At 54.7% G+C, this 19243-nt stretch carries 16 protein-coding genes; 10 read left to right on the top strand and 6 right to left on the bottom strand.

Annotation, left to right across the window (positions count from 1 at the left end; translation table 11 throughout):
* The first annotated feature begins 35 nt into the window (after positions 1-35).
* Positions 36-1412, top strand: a complete 1377-nt coding sequence (gene mgtE, locus QHL1GM_RS12860) for a magnesium transporter (protein WP_071694839.1) — start codon at positions 36-38, stop codon at positions 1410-1412.
* Positions 1413-1431: 19 nt separating this feature from the next.
* On the opposite strand, the gene QHL1GM_RS12855 is transcribed toward mgtE, so the two are convergent.
* A complete protein-coding gene (locus tag QHL1GM_RS12855) occupies positions 1432-2625 on the bottom strand; it encodes a cation diffusion facilitator family transporter (protein ID WP_071694838.1) in 1194 nt (397 codons plus the stop codon).
* 217 nt (positions 2626-2842) lie between these two features.
* On the opposite strand from QHL1GM_RS12855, the gene QHL1GM_RS12850 reads away from it, so the two are divergent.
* From QHL1GM_RS12850 to nhaD, 5 genes are all read left to right on the top strand, one after another.
* On the top strand, positions 2843-3643 hold the full coding sequence (locus QHL1GM_RS12850; protein WP_071694837.1) for an undecaprenyl-diphosphate phosphatase: 801 nt from the start codon (positions 2843-2845) through the stop codon (positions 3641-3643).
* Positions 3644-3655: 12 nt separating this feature from the next.
* Positions 3656-4825, top strand: a complete 1170-nt coding sequence (locus QHL1GM_RS12845) for an FAD:protein FMN transferase (RefSeq protein WP_071694836.1) — start codon at positions 3656-3658, stop codon at positions 4823-4825.
* A 1-nt stretch (position 4826) separates the two neighbouring features.
* Positions 4827-6197, top strand: a complete 1371-nt coding sequence (gene glmU / locus QHL1GM_RS12840; protein ID WP_071694835.1) for a bifunctional UDP-N-acetylglucosamine diphosphorylase/glucosamine-1-phosphate N-acetyltransferase GlmU — start codon at positions 4827-4829, stop codon at positions 6195-6197.
* 151 nt (positions 6198-6348) lie between these two features.
* Positions 6349-8190 (top strand): glutamine--fructose-6-phosphate transaminase (isomerizing), encoded by a 1842-nt coding sequence (glmS, locus tag QHL1GM_RS12835; RefSeq protein ID WP_071694834.1) that lies wholly within the window; start codon positions 6349-6351, stop codon positions 8188-8190.
* 157 nt (positions 8191-8347) lie between these two features.
* Positions 8348-9814: a sodium:proton antiporter NhaD gene (gene nhaD, locus QHL1GM_RS12830; RefSeq protein WP_071694833.1), complete on the top strand. Its 1467-nt coding sequence runs from the start codon at positions 8348-8350 to the stop codon at positions 9812-9814.
* An 85-nt stretch (positions 9815-9899) separates the two neighbouring features.
* Here nhaD and QHL1GM_RS12825 read toward each other — a convergent pair whose 3' ends face one another.
* The 3 genes from QHL1GM_RS12825 to QHL1GM_RS12815 form a co-directional block, all read right to left on the bottom strand.
* Complete coding sequence (locus tag QHL1GM_RS12825; RefSeq protein WP_071694832.1) at positions 9900-10499, bottom strand: CBS domain-containing protein; 600 nt, start codon at positions 10497-10499, stop codon at positions 9900-9902.
* Between the two features lie 131 nt (positions 10500-10630).
* Positions 10631-12016, bottom strand: coding sequence for an ATP-binding protein (locus QHL1GM_RS12820; RefSeq protein ID WP_071694831.1), 1386 nt, complete (start codon positions 12014-12016; stop codon positions 10631-10633).
* Complete coding sequence (locus QHL1GM_RS12815; protein WP_071694830.1) at positions 12013-12693, bottom strand: response regulator transcription factor; 681 nt, start codon at positions 12691-12693, stop codon at positions 12013-12015. The genes QHL1GM_RS12820 and QHL1GM_RS12815 overlap by 4 nt, the downstream gene beginning before the upstream one ends.
* Positions 12694-12862: 169 nt before the next feature.
* Between QHL1GM_RS12815 and QHL1GM_RS12810 the strand changes: the two genes are divergently transcribed.
* Both QHL1GM_RS12810 and QHL1GM_RS12805 read left to right on the top strand, forming a co-directional pair.
* Positions 12863-13813 carry an N-acetyltransferase gene (locus tag QHL1GM_RS12810; RefSeq protein WP_071694829.1) on the top strand — a complete coding sequence of 317 codons (951 nt, stop codon included), beginning with the start codon at positions 12863-12865 and terminating at the stop codon, positions 13811-13813.
* 184 nt (positions 13814-13997) lie between these two features.
* Positions 13998-14879, top strand: a complete 882-nt coding sequence (locus QHL1GM_RS12805; RefSeq protein ID WP_071694828.1) for a cytochrome c5 family protein — start codon at positions 13998-14000, stop codon at positions 14877-14879.
* Positions 14880-15006: 127 nt separating this feature from the next.
* Here QHL1GM_RS12805 and rep read toward each other — a convergent pair whose 3' ends face one another.
* Positions 15007-17076, bottom strand: coding sequence for a DNA helicase Rep (gene rep, locus QHL1GM_RS12800; RefSeq protein ID WP_071694827.1), 2070 nt, complete (start codon positions 17074-17076; stop codon positions 15007-15009).
* A 99-nt stretch (positions 17077-17175) separates the two neighbouring features.
* Between rep and QHL1GM_RS12795 the strand changes: the two genes are divergently transcribed.
* Complete coding sequence (locus QHL1GM_RS12795) at positions 17176-17646, top strand: tRNA (cytidine(34)-2'-O)-methyltransferase (RefSeq protein ID WP_071694826.1); 471 nt, start codon at positions 17176-17178, stop codon at positions 17644-17646.
* On the opposite strand, the gene pyrE is transcribed toward QHL1GM_RS12795, so the two are convergent.
* Positions 17647-18312: an orotate phosphoribosyltransferase gene (gene pyrE / locus QHL1GM_RS12790; protein WP_071694825.1), complete on the bottom strand. Its 666-nt coding sequence runs from the start codon at positions 18310-18312 to the stop codon at positions 17647-17649.
* Between the two features lie 141 nt (positions 18313-18453).
* Between pyrE and QHL1GM_RS12785 the strand changes: the two genes are divergently transcribed.
* The gene (locus QHL1GM_RS12785; RefSeq protein WP_071694824.1) at positions 18454-19221 is read left to right on the top strand and encodes an exodeoxyribonuclease III; all 768 of its coding nucleotides are present in this window, start codon (positions 18454-18456) and stop codon (positions 19219-19221) included.
* Positions 19222-19243: the final 22 nt, after the last annotated feature.

The raw sequence follows: 19243 nt of genomic DNA, 5'->3' as shown, positions 1-19243 counted from the left end.
GGCAGCACGACGCTTGTAAGCGCGAGGGGAGAGTCATGGCACTGAATGATGAAAGTCTACAGGCATTAAAAGCCGAGCTGCTCGACGAGTTGGCCAAGGAAGTGCCCAGTAAATCGTTGCTCTCTTTGCGTTTGGCCGAAACCCGCTCCGCGGATATCGGTGAAGTGCTCGAAGAGATGATAGAAGACGACGAAGAGCTGCCCGCGGCACTCGCGTTGCTGGATATTCTGTCTGCCGAGCGTGCTGCGAACGTACTGGGTTATTTGCCCGGTGAGAGCCAGCTTGAGGTAGTCGGGGAGCTGGATGACAGCCAGGTACTTAAGCTGCTGGAAGAGATGGGTTCGGACGAACGCGCCGACCTGTTTAATCTACTCAGTGAAGACCGCCGTGAAGCGCTGTTGCGTCGTATGGCCCACCGCGAGCGGGAAGACCTAAAGCGGCTTGCCAGCTACGAAGAGGGGACTGCCGGCGCCATCATGACCTCTGACTATGTCTCCATAGCCAGTGGCATGACGGTGTCGCAAGCGATGATGCGGGTACGCCAAACCGCCCCAGATGCGGAAACGGTCTATCAGCTCTATATTCTCGATAGCGACGGGCAATTGATCGGTACCATGTCGCTGCGCCAACTGATGGTGGCACGCCCCGGCGCCATTGTTGATGACATCATGATCAAAGATGTCATCAGTACACGGGTTGATAATGCCCAGGAAGATGTCGCCCGAATTGTGGCGAAGTACGACCTGTTAGCGCTGCCGGTGATTGATGCGGATAATCGTATGGTCGGCATTGTGACCCACGATGACGCCATGGACGTGGCCGAATCCGAGGCCACCGAAGATTTCCACAAAGGTATGTCGATCGGCCAACTGGAAGATGGCGTAAGCCGCGTAAAGCTCTGGAGCCTCTACCGTAAGCGCGTGTTCTGGCTGGTACTGCTGGTCTTTGCCAACCTGTTTTCGGGTGCCGGGATTGCCTATTTTGAAGAGACCATTGCCGCCCAGGTGGCGCTGGTCTTCTTTTTACCGCTGTTGATCGGTAGTGGCGGTAATGCTGGGGCCCAAGCCGCCACGCTGATGGTGCGCGGTATGGCCACCGGTGACGTGGGTGTCAAAGATTGGGGCAAGCTACTGGGCCGCGAGCTACTTGTCGCTGGGTCACTAGGTATCACCATGGCCATCGCGGTAACGCCGATTGGCATAATGCGTGGGGGAGAAGCGCTGGCGATGGTGGTGGCCTTTAGTATGGTCACCATCGTGCTATTTGGTAGTTTGCTGGGGATGTGCCTGCCGTTCGTACTCGAGCGCTTTAAGGTCGACCCGGCGACGGCCTCGGCACCGCTGGTGACCACGCTTATTGACGCCTCTGGGGTCGTGATCTACTTCAGTATTGCCACGCTGCTACTCTCATGACGAGTAAGTCATTGAGGGCTTAGCGCATAGAGCTACTGGCGGCGCGGGTGATAAACAGCACCTCGACGTGACCCAGCCACTCGATATCGCTAGCCAGCGCTTTTAGCTGGCTGGCGAGACACTGGGGTGGCTGCTGCACTGCGTCATCAATGATTAGCGATACCGAGACCTTGTCGTCCAAGTAGTGCAGCTGAAGCTCGTTTAGCGTTCGCCATACTGGATGCTTATACCAGCGCGCATCCAGCGTGGCCTCTACTTCAGGGCGCAGCGGAAGACCGGGAAGGCGGCTAGGATCACCCGCCCCGGCGTCGTCTTCGGGGTCAACGTGGAAGATCACATCAGTGAGCGCGGGGAATTCATGGCGTAGGCGGCGGCTTACTTCATTACCGATTTCGTGGGCTTCCGAAACGGTAATTTTCGGCCCGACCACCACGTGTAGATCGACCATTACCCAGCCCGCCGACTGTCGGGTACGCAGGTCGTGGACACTATCCACACCCGGCACGCTGCAGGCCACATCGTGCATCTGGTTCTGCGCATCCACCGGTAGAGCGGTATCGACCAGTTCCCGAGCCGACTCCCACAGCAAGTCCAAACCTACTTTGCCGACCAATAGACCCACAATGATGGCGGCCACGGCATCCAGCCAACCCAAGCCAAATTGAGCGCCTACCAGTGCTACCAGCACCACGGCAGTGGAGAGCGCATCGCTACGTGAGTGCCAGGCGTTGGCTTCGAGTAACTTTGACTTTACCCGCTTGGCAACCCGCATGGTGTAGCGAAAAATCCACTCTTTGCTAAACAGCGCTATCACCGTAATCACGATTGCCAGCGCGCCAGGGGCGTTAACGTCGGTACCGCTAAACAGGCGATCCAGGCTCGACCAGGCTATCGCCCCTGCCACGAAAATCAGCACGCTTCCCAGTAGCAGGGTCGTCAGGGTTTCTATCCGGCCGTGGCCGTAGTGGTGGTCTTTATCGGGCTCCTGGCGCCCATAGTGAATGGCCGCCAGGACAAAACCGTCAGTGACTAAATCAGATAGGGAGTGAATCCCGTCGGCGATTAACGCCGCAGAACCGACCATAAAACCAATGGTGACTTTGACGATGCTCAACAGGGCATCCAACCACGCACCTATGTAGGTAACACGCTTGGCCTCTTGGCTAAGTCGCGCTTGGTCGTGAACCACTGGCGTTTCGATGGTCTGAGTCATGGGTACCTTGCAAGGAAGCACGCATTCAATAGACGCCTATTGTAGCGCACTCCTTATATCCTCTATAGCCTCCACTGCTTTCCAGCCGTGAAACGGCACCTTTGCGTGTCAGTGGAGGCTAGTGTCAGCAAAGGCAATGGCGGACAACGAATAAGCGGATGTGTATCCTTAAGCGCCATTGCAAGCCATTAAATTGTATCTATACACAGGATTTTCTATGGATTGGCTCCAGGTGGTGGTGTTAGCGGTAGTTCAGGGAGTGTCAGAATTTTTACCCGTTTCAAGCTCTGCCCACCTAATCTTAGTGCCTGTGCTGACAGAGTGGCAAGATCAAGGCCTAGCCTTTGATGTTGCCCTGCACCTAGGCAGCCTCTCCGCGGTGATTATCTACTTCCGACAGGAAATTTGGCAGATGGTGGTGAGCAGCCTGGCTGCGATTAGCGGTAAAGGGGTGAACGAAGACGCACGACTGGCTTTATGGGTGACATTAGCGACCATCCCGGTGGGGCTTATTGGCTTACTGCTGCACGATGTTATTTCTCACTTTATGCGCTCTACGCTGATTATCGGCGTCAGTTTAATTGGTTTCGGGCTATTGTTGGGGTATGCCGATTGGCGTAAGGGGGGAACGCGCAGCGAATACCAACTGCGTTGGAAGGATGTGCTGATTATTGGCGGAGCCCAGGCGCTGGCGCTGATTCCCGGCACCTCGCGCTCGGGGATTACCATTACCGCGGCGCTGATGGTGGGAATGAGCCGAGAAGGCGCTTCGCGCTTCTCTTTTTTACTGTCAATCCCGGTGATTGTGCTGGCAGGTGGTCTAGAAGCCGTGGGGCTGTTTAGCGCTCCGCAGTCGATTGATTGGATCGCAATGTTGGCGGGCACCCTGCTATCGGGAATAAGCGCGTATTTGTGTATTCACTACTTTCTAGTGGTTATAAAAAAATTAGGAATGCAGCCCTTTGTAATTTATCGCGTGCTGTTCGGCGCCTGGCTGCTGTGGTTCTTTTATTTTTAGGGTAAAGCAACGATGAAAAAGGCTGTTGAACGCGCAGCAAGATGGGGACGTGCACTGATCGTAACGGGCTCACTGCTGGGCTTGGGGTTAGGCGTTGCAGGCTGCTCAGAGAGTGATCGACCGCTGGAACCACCGGTACGCTTTGATGGCAATATTTTTGGCACCTTCTATCAGGTGACCATTATGGATCCGCTCACTCAGGGCGAATCCCTTGAATTGGAAGAGGGTTTCAAAGCAGAGCTGGAGAGTGTTGATCAGGCAATGTCCACCTATCGCGATGATGCTGAACTGATCGCCTTTAACGACGCCCCGCTGGAGGAGTGGCAGCCGCTCTCCAATGAACTCATTGAGGTATTGGCGATTAGCCAATCCGTTGCTGCAGCCAGCCACGGCGCCTTTGATATTACCGTGGGCGACCTAGTCAATTTGTGGAGCTTCGGCCCCGGCGCGCGGCCGGAAGAGGTGCCCGCCGATGATGTTCTTGCCGGGCAGCTGGCCCAGGTAGGCTTCGACGCGTTAGAGGTCGATAGCCAAAATATGCAGGCACGGCGTATCCGCGATGTGTTCGTCGACCTTTCTGGCGTGGCCAAAGGCCATGGAACTGACCGGGTAGCGGCTTACCTGGAGCAGCAGGGGCTGGAGCACTACTTAGTCAATATTGGCGGAGAACTGATTGCCCGCGGCCTGCGTGATGAGGAAGAGCAAACCCCCTGGCAGATTGGCATTGAAGCGCCTGAAGATGGCCAGCAGCGTGCCCAGCATATTATCCCGTTAGAGAGCATGTCGGTGGCCACCTCAGGTGATTATCGCAACTATTTTGAAGCAGATGGCCAGCGCTTCTCCCACACCATCAATCCGCGTACGGGTCGACCGGTGACTCACCAGCTTGCCTCGGTGTCGGTTTTTCATCCCTCCAATGCTTGGGCGGATGCCTGGGCGACGGCGCTGCTGGTGGTTGGCGAACAGGAAGCGATGCAGCTGGCCATTGAAAATAATCTTAAGGTGCTTCTGCTCGTGCGTGATAACGAGCAGTGGCGCAGCATTGCTAGCCCGGAATTTGTTAATTATTTTGGGGAAACGCTGGTGAATGAATTGGGCATTGAACAGCGACAAACCCCAGCGACCAACAGCCCCGCCACAGCCATCCCAGCGCCCACTGACCCATCAGTAATAGGTGAATAGTATGCAAGAACTGGATATTGTCATTCTCGCCGCGGGTAAAGGCACGCGGATGCGTTCACAGACTCCTAAAGTGCTTCACACCCTGGCGGGCAAGCCTATGGTGCAGCATGTGCTGGATACTGCCTCAGAGTTGCAGCCGGATCGCACCCATGTCGTGATTGGTCATGGCGCTGAACAGCTGCGTGAAGCGTTGGCAGAACAAGCTGTGCAGTTTGTCGTGCAGGCCGAGCAGAAGGGCACCGGACATGCGGTGGCGCAAGCGCTTGAGCAGTTGGGGAGCGGCAAGGTGTTAATCCTTTACGGCGATGTACCGCTGCTGCAGCGGGAATCTTTAAGCAAGCTGTTGGCCCATGTGGATGAACAGCACATCGGGCTGTTGACGGTAACGCTAGCTGACCCCACGGGCTATGGGCGGATTGTGCGTGACGACGCAGGCGAAGCCGTAGCAATTGTTGAGCAAAAAGATGCCAGCAGCGCCCAGCTTGCCATCACCGAATGCAATACCGGCATTATGGCCATGACTAGCGCCCAGCTAAAACGCTGGTTACCGCTGCTCTCCGCAGAAAATGCCCAGGGTGAGTACTACCTAACCGATGTGATCGCCATGGCAGCAGGTGAGGGCATCAAGGTATGCACTGCCCAACCGGATACAGCGGTAGAAGTAGAAGGCGTCAATAACCGAGCGCAAATGGCCCGCTTGGAGCGCGTTTATCAACGCCAGTTGGCCGATAAGTTGATGGCGCAGGGGGTAGCACTTGCTGACCCTGAACGGCTCGACGTGCGCGGGCGTTTAACCTGCGGGCATGATGTATTTATCGATGTGGGCTGCGTGTTTGAAGGTGAGGTTGAGTTAGGCGAAGGCGTTCGGGTTGGCCCCTACTGCGTGATCAAAAACAGCACCATTGGGGCACAAAGCGTGATAGACACCCATAGTGTAATAGAAGGCACCGTGGCTGCAGGTTTAAACCAGATTGGCCCCTTCGCACGGTTACGTCCTGGTACGCGAATGGCGGTAAAAGCCAAGGTGGGCAATTTTGTTGAAACCAAAAACGCGGATGTAGGAGAGGGCAGTAAGATTAATCACTTAAGCTACATCGGCGATGCCCACTTAGGACGGGATGTAAATGTGGGCGCAGGCACTATTACCTGTAACTACGATGGGGCTAATAAACACCGCACTGATATTGGCGATAATGCCTTTATTGGCTCTAACTCGGCGTTGGTTGCACCTGTTACGATAGGCAAAGGTGCCACTGTCGGGGCTGGATCTACGATTGCTAAAGATGTCACCGACTACGCGTTAGCAGTAACCCGAGGCCGCCAGTTAGAAAAAATCGATTGGCTGCGCCCCAGCAAGCGTACAGAGCCATAGTAGTTAAAAAAGTATTAAAAATAGTTCTAAACAACATTCAATGAATCATTAAAAATCCGTATTCATATATCCATGCCGTTGATTTATCTTTCTGCGGATTGGTTGAATAGCTTTTTTGAAGTGCTCTGGTTAATAACCTGGGAGAGTAATCATGTGTGGGATTGTAGCTGCCGTTGCCCAGCGCAACGTCCAAGAAATTTTATTAGAAGGGCTAAGGCGCCTGGAGTATCGCGGCTACGATTCGGCCGGTATGACGGTGTTCAATGATGGGGTATTAACCCGTCATCGTGCGCTTGGAAAAGTAGCGGCGCTTGCCGCGGAGTTGGATAAGGCCGCGCTCCCGGGTTGTTCGGGCATAGCGCACACTCGCTGGGCAACCCACGGTAAACCCTCTGAAGCCAATGCACACCCGCATCATAGTGGTAGCCATGTGCATGAAAATCAGGTTGCCGTTGTTCACAATGGCATTATTGAGAACTACGAGGCGATAAAAGGTAACCTGCAGCGCAGCGGCTATGCGTTTAACTCCGAAACCGATACCGAAGTGATTGCTCACTTATTTTCTGAAAAGCTGGCCGATGGGCTTACCCTATTTGATGCTACGCAGCAGATCGTAAACGGCTTAGGCGGAGCCTACGCGCTTGGGGTAATGAGTGCCAAAGAGCCAGGGGTGGTAGTTGGCGCTCGCCAGGGTAGCCCACTGGTGATTGGTGTGGGGATTAAGGAAGCCTTTTTAGCCTCTGACCCGCTGGCCCTGCTGCCGGTGACGGATCGCTTTATTTACCTTGAAGAGGGCGACATGGTTGAGCTGCGTGAGCAGGGCGCCATTCGCATTGTAGATCGTCACGGTAACGACGTTGAGCGTCCTATTCATACCTTTGAGCACGGCGATGGCGCGGCCAGTAAGGGTGAGTATCGCCACTATATGCTCAAGGAAATTTTTGAGCAGCCGACGGTTATTGAGGCGGCATTAGAGGGGCGGCTAAGTGCTCAAAGCGTATTAGTGGAGAGCTTTGGCCCAGATGCGCTGGCGCTTTTTCAACGTACTCGCCACGTGCATATCATCGCCTGCGGCACCAGCTACCACGCGGGGCTGGTGGCGCGTTACTGGCTAGAACGCTATGCGGGGGTGCCGGTGCAAGTCGAAGTTGCCTCCGAGTATCGCTACCGCCACCCGGTCGTGCCTGAAGGGACGCTATTTGTCACCCTCTCCCAGTCTGGTGAAACCGCCGACACCCTGGCCGCACTGCGCTTTGCTAAAACCCTCAACTATGTGGGCTCGCTGGCGATCTGTAATGTGCCTGGTAGTTCGTTGGTGCGTGAATCAGACATCACGTTAATGACCCGTGCCGGTCCTGAAATTGGCGTTGCCTCGACCAAAGCCTTTACCACCCAGCTAGTGGCGTTAATGCTACTAACGCTTTCAGTGAGTAAAGCCAAAAACCAGGTCGAATACCCGGATATCATCGCCGCGCTGCGCACGCTGCCAGAAGTATGTCAGCGAGTGCTGGCGTTGGATAGCCAGATCGAAACGCTTTCCCAAGCGTTTGCAGAGAAACACCATGCCCTCTTCTTGGGGCGTGGGGCGCACTATCCGATTGCCCTTGAAGGGGCGTTAAAACTCAAAGAAATCTCCTATATTCATGCCGAAGCGTACCCCGCTGGCGAATTAAAGCATGGCCCGCTGGCGCTGGTGGACAGTGAAATGCCGGTGATCTCGGTCGCCCCCAACGATGACCTGCTTGAAAAGCTTAAATCCAACCTACAGGAAGTCCGCGCCCGCGGCGGTCAGCTGTTTGTGTTTGCTGATGAGAGCGTGGGTATCGACGCCCAGGAAGATATTCGCGTACTGACCCTACCCCAGGTGCATGAAGCGCTGGCGCCGCTGCTGTACACCCTGCCGCTACAGCTATTGAGTTACCACGTGGCCGTGCTTAAAGGCACCGATGTTGATCAGCCCCGCAACCTGGCTAAAAGTGTGACGGTGGAGTGAGTTAGGTACCAGACTTTAGATTTAGTTAGGCCAATAAAAACGCTTTACAAGATGCGGCAATTGGCCGCATCTTATGCGCAGCCGTTGCGTTGCAGCATGTCGTTAGGGTGCTTATGATCGTGGCGGTCTTTCTCCCTTCTGATTGGATAACATCACCATGAAACCACCAAACGTCCTCGTAACCCGGCATCATGCTAGCCGGGTCGCTTGGTTGTTGCTCGCCTGCTGTCTTTTTATTTTTCCTTCCCTCTCTTATGCCGCCGCCGGGCCACTGGATCTTACTCTTTCGCTTGCCGGTATCTCTTCTGTCGTGATCTTCGTGCTCGCCTACGCGTTGGTGATGAGTGAAGAGCTACTGCACATGCGTAAGTCTAAGCCTGTATTGGTTGCAGCAGGCCTTATCTGGGCGCTCGTCGCCTGGGTTTATGTACAAGCGGGCATGCCGGAAGAGGCGCAAACCGCCTTCCGTGAAACGCTACTTGAATACGCCGAACTGCTGCTGTTTTTGCTGGTGGCAATGACGTATATCAACGCTATGGAAGAGCGCCGGGTATTTGATGCGCTGCGTTCTTGGCTGGTGCGCAAAGGTTTCAGCTATCGCAGCCTGTTTTGGATTACCGGCGTCATGGCATTTGGTATTTCAGCGATCGCCAACAATATGACTACCGCCATGCTGATGTGTGCTGTGGTGCTGAAAGTGGCCGAAGGGGATAACAAGTTTATCGGCCTTTGCTGCGTCAACGTGGTGGTGGCTTCCAACGCAGGCGGTGCCTTTAGCCCGTTTGGCGATATCACTACGTTGATGGTGTGGCAAGCGGGGCAAGTGCCGTTTGAAGGCTTCTTCGCGCTGCTGTTACCCGCGGTGGTTAATTTCATGATACCTGCCGTTATCATGAATTTCTTCATTGCTAATCGTCAGCCTGCGGCGTTACAAGAGAATGTGTGGCTCAAGCGCGGCGCGCGGCGGATTATCTTGCTGTTTTTGCTCACCGTGGCCATTTCGGTACTCTGCCACTCTGTGCTGTATTTACCCCCCGCCATGGGCATGATGTTTGGTTTAGGGTTACTACAGTTCTTTGGTTACTACCTGCGCCGCAGCCTGCCCCGTTCGCTTGAACGCAAGCGGGAGCGCTACTCCCGCCGAGGCGATTGGAAGAAGCTGGAGCAACTGGGTAGCGTGGTACCGTTTGATATTTTCAGCCGCATTGCGCGCTCCGAGTGGGATACGCTGCTGTTCTTCTACGGGGTGGTGATGTGTGTGGGCGGCCTTGGCTTTATGGGTTATCTCAGCCTGCTTTCTGAAACACTCTACGGTAATTGGAACCCGGTGTGGGCTAACGTGGTGCTAGGGCTTATCTCGGCAGTCGTCGATAACATCCCTGTTATGTACGCAGTACTTTCCATGGCCCCAGATATGTCCGAGGGTAACTGGCTGTTGATTACCCTAACTGCGGGCGTGGGGGGCAGTTTGCTCTCGATGGGCTCCGCCGCTGGTGTTGCCCTTATGGGCCAGGCTCGGGGAATCTATACTTTTTCCGTGCACCTACGTTGGGTGCCGGCTATTTTATTGGGTTATATCGGCAGCATTGCCACGCACCTCTGGATTAACAGCGCGTTGTTTTAAGCGCTGTATTGCAAACGGAAAACGCCCCTTATTGATTACTCAATGAGGGGCGTTTTTAGGAGTAAATTAGTTAATGATCAGAACTTTATAGATCGTGGCCAGTTATAACGTGGCAAATATCGGCAAAGCTTTTTGCTCTGGGCATCGGATTGATCTCTTTACCCACTGCACTCTGTATATCGGTTGCCGAAATAATGCCACGAATCCTAATTTCGTGATTATCGTTTTGCTCAGTGATTAACAGATGTTGATCGGTAAAAGCTTCCATCGACAGCACCAGGTCTTCAATTGTCAATGATGCCAGTTGGGAGACGGGCATGGCGCTCAGCTTGTGCCACGGAGTCATAATCATTTCAGCGGTAATGTCTTCGCGGCTAAGGTTTCGCTGCTGCATGGCTAGATTGATACGCCGTGAGCCAATCACTTCTTTTGAAGTAATTACGCCGATACAGTGCGCTTTGTTATCCATGACAAACAGCAGCCGTACGCCACCATAGCGCATCTTAAGGTGTGCTTCGTCAATGGGTGTGTCCGCATCAACCGATTGGGGTACTACTTGAGAAAAATCGGTAAGCACCGCCATGGCAGGACTAGTAGGCAGTAACCGCCGGGCTGCAGGCATAGCCAGCAGTGGTGTTGCGCCGAGTTGAATTAAGGGTTTAGGTGAAAAGGTGACTTGGTTCATCGAGGGGACCTCCTTGTGGAGAAAAGGTAAACCGTTACCATCTGGTTTACCGTGTTGCTCCACAGTTACATGCAATTCTTACCGCAACCTTAAGAGATCCATAAAACTAAGCTTAGGAAGCAAAGAAAATATTATTCCTCTCTTGGACGCTGAAGATAAATACGTACGCGCAGCCCTCCGCTGGGAGCGTCATCAAGGTGGAGGGTGCCGCCATGGCGCGTCACTAGCCGCTCAACAATAGAAAGGCCTAAGCCTGAACCCGCACTAGGGCCTGCACGCTGAAAGCGCTCAACCACTTTTTTGCGCTCATTGATCGGTATCCCAGGGCCCTGATCATCCACCATTAATTGAAAGCCTTGTGGCGTCGTTGCTAGCGTAATGCTGATGACACTTTGGTGGGGGGAGTGCTGGAGGGCATTACCGACTAAATTCTGTACCAGGGTTTCAATGGCGCCGGGCTCTTCTAACATTAACCAATCCGCCTGCTCATCAGCGTTTAGCAACAGCTGCTGTTCGTGTTCAGCTGCCAGCGGCGAAAGTTTGGCCAAGGTTTCACGCACTTCACTCAGCAGGTGGCTAGTGCGGTACTCGGGCAGTGATTCCTCTTCAGGCTCCAAGCGAGCCAGTGTTAATAACTGGGTGACCAAACGCGTGGCCCGTGCGACGCCTCCGCGCAGGTGGTTGAGTGCCTCCCGGCGATCTTCGGGGTTTTCGGCAGTCAGGGCATTTTGTGTGTGTAGATCAAGTACCGCTAATGGCGTGCGTAGCTCATGAGCGGCATCGGCAATAAAGCGCTTTTCGCGCACGCGCATTATGCGAAGTCGCTTCAATAACCGATTAAGCGCTCCGGCGATAGTGTCTAACTCATGAGGCAGTGGGCTAAGCGTTAAGGGCTGCAAATTATGCGGATCACGACTACGTATTTGCTCAGCCATGCGGGATAGCGGTGCCAGCCCCCAGCCGATAGACCACCATAGTAAAATGGTGAGTAGCGGCAGGCCAATCAGGTCGGGCATCAATGTACGCAACGCAACCGCTCTTATAATATCGCCGCGAACGTCTTCACGCTCACTCACCACAATTCGCTGAGTGGAGTGGGTGACTTCGTGTACATAAATGCGCCACTCGACCTCATCGATAGACTGACTAGTGAAGCCGGAGGGTTGATCCGCCAGCGGCGGCTCGGGGGCATTGGCAGAGCGTAGCAGGAGGCGTTCCCCTTCCCATAGCTGAAAGCCCAACTGACTGTCCGCGCGGTACCCTGCTACGCGTTGGCTGGATCTCGCCGCACTTCCTAAAGCATTTTCTAAACTATTGATCAGTATACCGCGTGTCTCCTCCGGCAGAGGCGCTTGCAGCAGGCCTTCTAACAAGCGCGCGTCTTGCGCAAGGCTGGCATCGTATAACGCTTCAATTTCATGGGCAGCGTAGCGGTAGCTAATAAAGCCAATCACCAGCATGCTAATGCCAAATACCAGCAGCGCTAGCCCAAGCGTGCGTTGGCGGATAGAGGTCATGAGCGCTGATCCTGGTCCGTTTTATCCATTACGTAACCAATGCCGCGTAGCGTACGAATCAGGTGAGGAAAGAATTTGCGCCGAAGATGGTGCACATGTACTTCAATGGCGTTGCTTTCTACGTCTTCATCCCAGCCATAAACCAAGCGCGTTAGCGTATCGCGGGTGAATACTCGCCCAGGGTGGCTCATAAACTCTTGCAGTAGGGTCAATTCCCGCCGTGATAACACCACGGGTTTTCCCAGGTAGCTAACCTGCATGGTTAACGGATCCAGGCAGACACCTCGACACTCTAGGGCACTGTTTACCTGATCACTACTGCGCCGCAGCAGGGCACGTAGGCGTGCTTTTAGTTCAGCGACTTCAAACGGCTTGGTTAAATAATCATCGGCACCCGCATCTAATCCAGCGATGCGTTCATCGACAGCATCCCGGGCGGTTAAAACTAAAATGGGTACGCGATTACCCTGTCGCCGTACGGCTTCCAGTATCTGCATGCCATCCATGCGTGGTAGACCCAGGTCGAGTATGACCACATCGAAGGGTTCCCCTTCCTCTAACGCGGCCAGGGCGGTCACGCCATCGCTAAGGTGATCCACCGTGAAGTGCTCGGGCTTTAATGCCAAGCGAATACCCGAGGCTAAACTTGGGTCATCTTCTACCAACAATATACGCATGGCGGGATGGTTACTCCTTCAAATCAAGCGCCATCATTAAGCCTAGAAATAAGCACGGATAGGGGTAGCGTGCAAAGGCTTAGGCAGTCAGGATGGGGCTATAAATTATAGGCTAATAACGTAGCACGCTTTCTTACTACCTCGGAGCTCTGCATTTGATTGATCAGCCATGACGTCTCATTCCCACTCAAACACCCCAGCTGTGATGCTTTGCCCACCAGATAGACGACGCGAAGCACTGCTGCAGCTTGCTGCCGCCCATGACCCAGAGCTACAAGCAGCCCTGAGCGCTGCCGTTAAGGCAATGTACGATCAGCCGGACGCCTCCTGGGGAGGGCTATGGGTAACGCTTGAAGCGGGTCGGCTCACAGGCGCCATCTGGGTGCAACACCTGCCCATGAACATGGCGCAGCTATGGTTACCCGAAGAGTTGCCCAACAAGCAGGGCGCGCATACTAGCGTGCTGTTGCGTGCAGCCTATGCGTGGGTAAAAACGCAGAATATTCGCTTGTGCCACTTGGAACTTTCACCCCAGTCGTCCGTATCAGAAGCGCTGTTAGTCGAGCATGGTATGCAGCGTTTAGCTTGCTTGGAGCACTTAACGGCGAGCAGTCAACGCCGCTTAGCGATGAATGAAGCGATCCCGTTATCGCTTCAGCCGCTTAGCGAGTTTTCTCAGTCGGAACAGCTAACCCTATTGGCAGCCGTGGGGCAGGATTCGCTGGATAGCCGTCCTCTGCGCGACGTACTCTCGGTTGAAGAGTTATTAGCCGGATTTTATCAGCAGGATCCCCAAGCGCCACAGCACTGGTACGCCGTTGGCTATCAAGAAGTTGTGGTGGGCGTTCTACTGCTTGCGCCGCGCCCTGCGCTAGGCCGCTGGGAGCTAATGCTAATGGGACTAACACCCGAGTGGCGTGGCAAAGGTTTGGGACGATCGCTGTTAAATAAAGCCTTGGAGCTTGCCCAGCAGGCAGGCGTGCAGGAAATTATGCTGGGGGTGGATGATGTTAATGTGCCGGCCAAACAGCTCTATCAGGAGGCGGGTTTTGTGCGCTTTGCACAGCAGCGTTTATTAGCGTGGAAAGGTGGTGACGAGGGGGGCGAAGCAGCAAAATAAAGCGTAGATAGTACCTATGGATCACATAAGCGCGCTTAGTAGCATTTTCTTGCGCTTTGCGTTGCCGTTATACTAGTCCTATATGCACGTCTTGGCGTCTCAGCTGCGCACCGTCAATATTGGCGCTGCCACGCACAGGGGTTGAGGATAAAAGTTTGATGACAATACTCAAGAGGTGGTGAGAGTGAAAGCTAAGCTGATCATGAGCGGGCTGGCGGCCCTCGGCTTCATGGCGGGCACATCCAGTGTTTATGCCCAAGATGATGCCGCGCGTGATGCGATTGCCGAGCGTTTGGCGCCGGTGGGTCAACTCTGTTTACAAGGCCAAGACTGTGGCACCGCTGCGGCCCCTCCTAGCGATAGCAGCAGTGGCGGTGATATCGACGGAGAGGGTATCTACGGTAATGTGTGTAGTGCCTGTCACGAGTCGGGCGCTGCGGGCGCACCTGTCCGTGGCGATGAAGAGGCTTGGGCTGAACGTACCGAACAAGGTTTCGCCACGCTGCTAGAGCACTCGATTAACGGCATCGGTGCTATGCCTGCTCGTGGTGGTAATCCCAACCTCTCTGATGAAGAGATGGAAGCGGCGACTGCTTATCTTGTTGAGCCGGTAATGGATGTACCTGAACTAAGCGGTGGCGAAGAAGAAGCTGCTTCAGACGACGAAGCTGCTAGCGACGAAGGTGCAGCCGATGAGGCCGCTACCGAAGAGACCGCCGCTGCCGAAGGTGAAGCAGCCACTGAAGAAGAAATGGCTGCTAACGACGACGCAGCGAGTGAAGAAGACGCGGCGGCAAGTGAAGAAGAGAGCGGCGGTAGCGATTTGGATGGTGCGGCGCTTTACGCAAGCTCTGGCTGTGCAGCATGCCATGACAGCGGCGTTGCCGGTGCACCGGCGATGGGCGATGCAGATGCATGGGCTGAGCGTCTAGACAAAGGTAGCGACGAACTCTATGCCAGCGCGATTAACGGCATTGGTGCTATGCCAGCCAAAGGCGGCAACCCCAATCTTTCTGATGAAGAAGTGATGGCGATTGTTGACCACATGGTTGCTGAAGCCGAGTAATTGATAGTTTGTCTTAACACTAAATAGCTTAGCGATTTTATCCACAGGGTGTTTTAGTCGCCGCCCTGTGGATATTCCTGTTTTAAAGCATCAGTTTTAAAGCTCTCGTTTTATAACTCCCGCTTTATCAGCCTAGCAGCGAACGCAGCCCGGCAATGGCGTCTTTGCCTCGAGCCTGCTTCTTCTCTGGATCCTCTTTATCCGCACGGCCTTCCCACTCCAAATCCTCCCCAGGCAATTCGTCTAAAAAGCGGCTGGGCGCACAGTCCATCAGTTCACCGTAGGCTTTGCGCTGGCGGGCAAGCGTCAACGTTAGCGTACGCCGCGCCCGGGTAATGCCCACATAGGCCAATCGCCGCTCCTCCTCCACGGTGCCTACTTCGATGGCGTTGCGGTGGGGCAGAAGATCCTCTTCCAAGCCCATTAAATAGACGTGGGGGAACTCCAAACCTTTAGAGGCGTGCATGGTGAGCAGCTGCACTCTATCCGAGTCATCCTCTTCCGCCTGCTGCTCCAGAATATCGCGCAGCACTAGGCGTGAAATAGCCGCCTGAACGCCGTCGGTTTCGGTCTCGGTGGAGTCAGTATCGTCCTCTGGGTCGCGGTTGAGCGATTTTTCCAGCTGGTCAATTAGAATCCACACGTTGGCCATGCGGCGTTCGGCGACGGTGGGCGCGCTGGCGTTTTGATACAGCCAGGCTTCGTAATCCATATCCCGCAGCATGTCGCGAATGGCGGCAATGGCGTCGCCTTGATCCATGCGCTTGCGCACACCATCAATAAAGTGGGTAAAGCGGCTTAAGCGCTCCGTAGCGCGGGTCGGCAATACCTGCTCTAACCCAAGCTCATGGCAGGCGGCAAACAGCGATATCGAGCGCTCAGTAGCGTAGTTGGCGAGTTTTTCTACCGTTCCAGGGCCTACTTCGCGGCGTGGCACGTTCACAATGCGTAAAAAGGCGTTGTCGTCCGCGGGGTTAATCAGCAAGCGCAGGTAAGCCATGGTGTCTTTAATCTCGTTGCGGGAGAAAAACGACGTACCACCGGAGAGCTTGTAAGGAATCTGGTAGTGCTGCAACTTAAGTTCCAACAAGCGGGCCTGGAAGTTACCCCGATAAAGCACCGCAAAATCCCGCCACTCGGCCTTTTCCTTGATACGCCGGGTGAGCATTTCGCTGGCAACCCGCTCAGACTCCGCCTCTTCATGGCGATTCACGATCACCCGAATCGGCGCGCCGTCGCCCATATCCGACCACAGCGTCTTCTCATAAACGTGGGGATTATTAGCGATTAGCGTGTTGGCGGCACGCAGTATCGTGGCGGTAGAGCGGTAGTTCTGCTCCAGTTTGATCACTTTCAAGCGCGGGAAATCTTCCCCCAGGGTAATCAGGTTTTCAGGGCGTGCACCGCGCCAGGCGTAGATCGACTGGTCATCGTCACCCACCACGGTAAAGGTGGAGCGCTCCGCCATCAGCAGTTTCACCAGCAGGTACTGGGAGACGTTGGTGTCCTGGTACTCATCCACCAGCATGTAGTGGATTTTGCGCCGCCAGCGTTCCAGCGCTTCAGGGTCACGTTGCAGCAGTACCACCGGCAGCAGAATCAGATCGTCAAAATCCACCGCGTTATAGGCTTTTAGGTGGCGTACGTAGGCTTCGTAAACCCGGGCGGCAAAGTGATCATCGTCATCCGCAGCAAACGAGAGCGCGTCGCTGGGCAGTACCAAGTCGTTCTTCCAGGTGGAAATTTTGCTCTGCACGGCGTTGATCTGCTCGGCGTCCACCTGGGCGTCTTTGTTCATCAAATCGCGCAGCAGCGCCTTGGCGTCTTCCGGGTCAAATAGCGAAAAGCCCGGCTTGTAGCCCAGGGTTTTCAGCTCGCCGCGGATTATATTCAGCCCCAGGGTGTGGAAGGTGGAAACCGTTAACCCGTGACCCTCTTTGCCGTGAAGCATCTGGCCGACGCGCTCTTTCATCTCCCGGGCGGCTTTGTTGGTGAAGGTCACTGCAGCGATCTTACGCGCGCTCATCCCGCATTCTTGCACCAAATAGGCAATTTTAGTGGTGATCACGCTGGTTTTACCCGACCCTGCGCCCGCCAACACCAAGCAGGGGCCATCGATGTAGCGCACGGCTTCCTGCTGGCGCGGATTTAGCCCTTTAATGCGACTTAGAATGCTCTTGGGCGTGGCAGGCGTCATGGCGTCGGTCATCCTCTACGAGAGTTGCTAGTCGGTTTCAAGTACGGTTTCAAGTACAATCAGCCGCTTGGCGAAGGCATAATAAACAGGCAGGTGGAGATGTTTGAAGTAGCGCTTTTTGAACCGCGTATGGCGCCCAATACGGGCAATATCATGCGCTTGGTTGCCAACAATGGCTGCCGGTTACACCTGATTGAGCCGCTTGGCTTCGACCTGGAAGAGAAAAAGCTGCGTCGCGCCGGGCTGGATTACCGTGATCTCGACAACGTCACTCGCCACGCCGATTTTAACGCCTTTCAGCAGGCCATGCAGGGGCGGCGCATCTGGGCGATTACCACCAAAGGCACGCGCACCTACAGCGATGCCGACTTTGCCCCGGGCGATGTGCTGCTATTTGGTTCTGAAACCGCTGGGCTCTCGCCTCAGGTACACGCAGCGCTAACCACGGAGCACAAACTGCGCCTGCCCATGCAGCCCAATAACCGTAGTCTGAACCTTTCCAACGCCGTGGCTATTGTGAGCTACGAAGCGTGGCGCCAGCAAGGTTTCACTGGCGCGCTGCCGGTGTAATCAGCTCGTAATCCCATAGCGGTCACGATAGGCTCTGATCGCTTCGGCGTAGGCGAGCATTTCGCCACCGGCATGCTCTTCCAAGTAAGTGAGCACTTGCTCAAGAGTGACGATGCTGACCACCGGCATACCATACTGGGCCTGCACTTCCTGAATCGCACTCTGTTCGCCCTGGCCGCGCTCCTGGCGATCAAGCGCGATAATCACGCCCGCGGCGTGGGCACCGCTCTGCTCAATCAGTGTCATCACTTCGCGAATTGCGGTGCCCGCGGTAATCACGTCATCAATGATCAAAATATCACCGGAAAGCGAGGCACCTACTATGTTGCCGCCTTCGCCGTGGGTTTTCGCCTCTTTGCGGTTGAAAGCGTAAGGCATATCCAGGTCGTGGTGATCGGCCAGTGCCGCCGCGGTGACTGCCGCCAGTGGGATGCCTTTGTACGCCGGGCCAAACAACACGTCGGCGTTTAAGCCGCTATCGACAATCGCCTGGGCGTAAAAACGCCCCAGCTTGGCCAGCGCACGCCCAGTCTGAAACAGACCGGCGTTGAAAAAGTAGGGGCTAACGCGACCAGATTTAAGCGTAAACTCGCCAAACTTAAGCACGCCTTGCTCAATGGCAAAGGCGATGAAATCGCGCTGGTAGGGTTGTAGAGTGGTGGCCACGGTATTCCTCACTAGGCGGTAGGTTTAAATCGGCACGAAAACAACAATAAAACTAGGGTAAATGGCAAGTTTTAGTAGGTGCCTTTACCCAAACGTCTAAACGTCGGGTATCATACAGCAGCGACGCAAAAGGGACGATTTATGAAAATTGCCAGCATCAATGTCAATGGTATTCGTGATGCCGTCGATCGTGGCTTCCTGGACTGGCTGGCTCAGCAGGATGTCGACGTGGTCTGCGTGCAGAACATCAAGGCAAAAAGTTTTGAACTGGGTGACCACATTCTGTATCCGGAAGGCTATGAAGGCTACTTCCTGGATGCCGAAGAGGATGGTTTCTCCGGTGTGGCACTCTATTGCCGTAAAATTCCCAAGGCGATTATGTATGGCCTTGGGTTTCCTCAGTGCGATCATGAAGGACGTTTTCTGCAGGCGGATTATGAACGCTTCAGTATCGTCTCCTTCCTGATGCCTGATGGAAGTGACCAAAAAGCTAAACAGGCGTTTATGGATCAGTATCAGGAGTACCTAACGAAGATGTCGCGCAAACGGCGCGAATACATCCTCTGCGGTACTTGGCATATTGCCCATAAAACTGTCGATTTGGCTAACTGGTCGGATAATCAACTGACCTCAGGCTTCCGCCCGGAAGAGCGCGCCTGGATGGATCAGGTGCTTGGCCCCACCGGGTTTATCGACACCTTCCGCGAAATTAACCGCGATGCAGGCGAATATACCTGGTGGCCGAAGCTTGACCAAGACGTGCCCCGTGAGCGCCAGGAAGGGTGGCGGATCGACTACCAATTAGTCGGTCCCAACTTCCGCCGCCACGTGGTCGACGCGTGGATCGATTACGATGCGACATTCTCCGAGTTCGCACCGCTAATCGTTGAGTACGACCTGGCGCTCTAAGCGCTAGGCAACGAGCTTTTCC

The organism is Halomonas sp. QHL1 (assembly GCF_001882345.1).
Lineage (GTDB): Bacteria > Pseudomonadota > Gammaproteobacteria > Pseudomonadales > Halomonadaceae > Vreelandella.
This window is presented reverse-complemented; position numbering and strand designations above follow the sequence as displayed.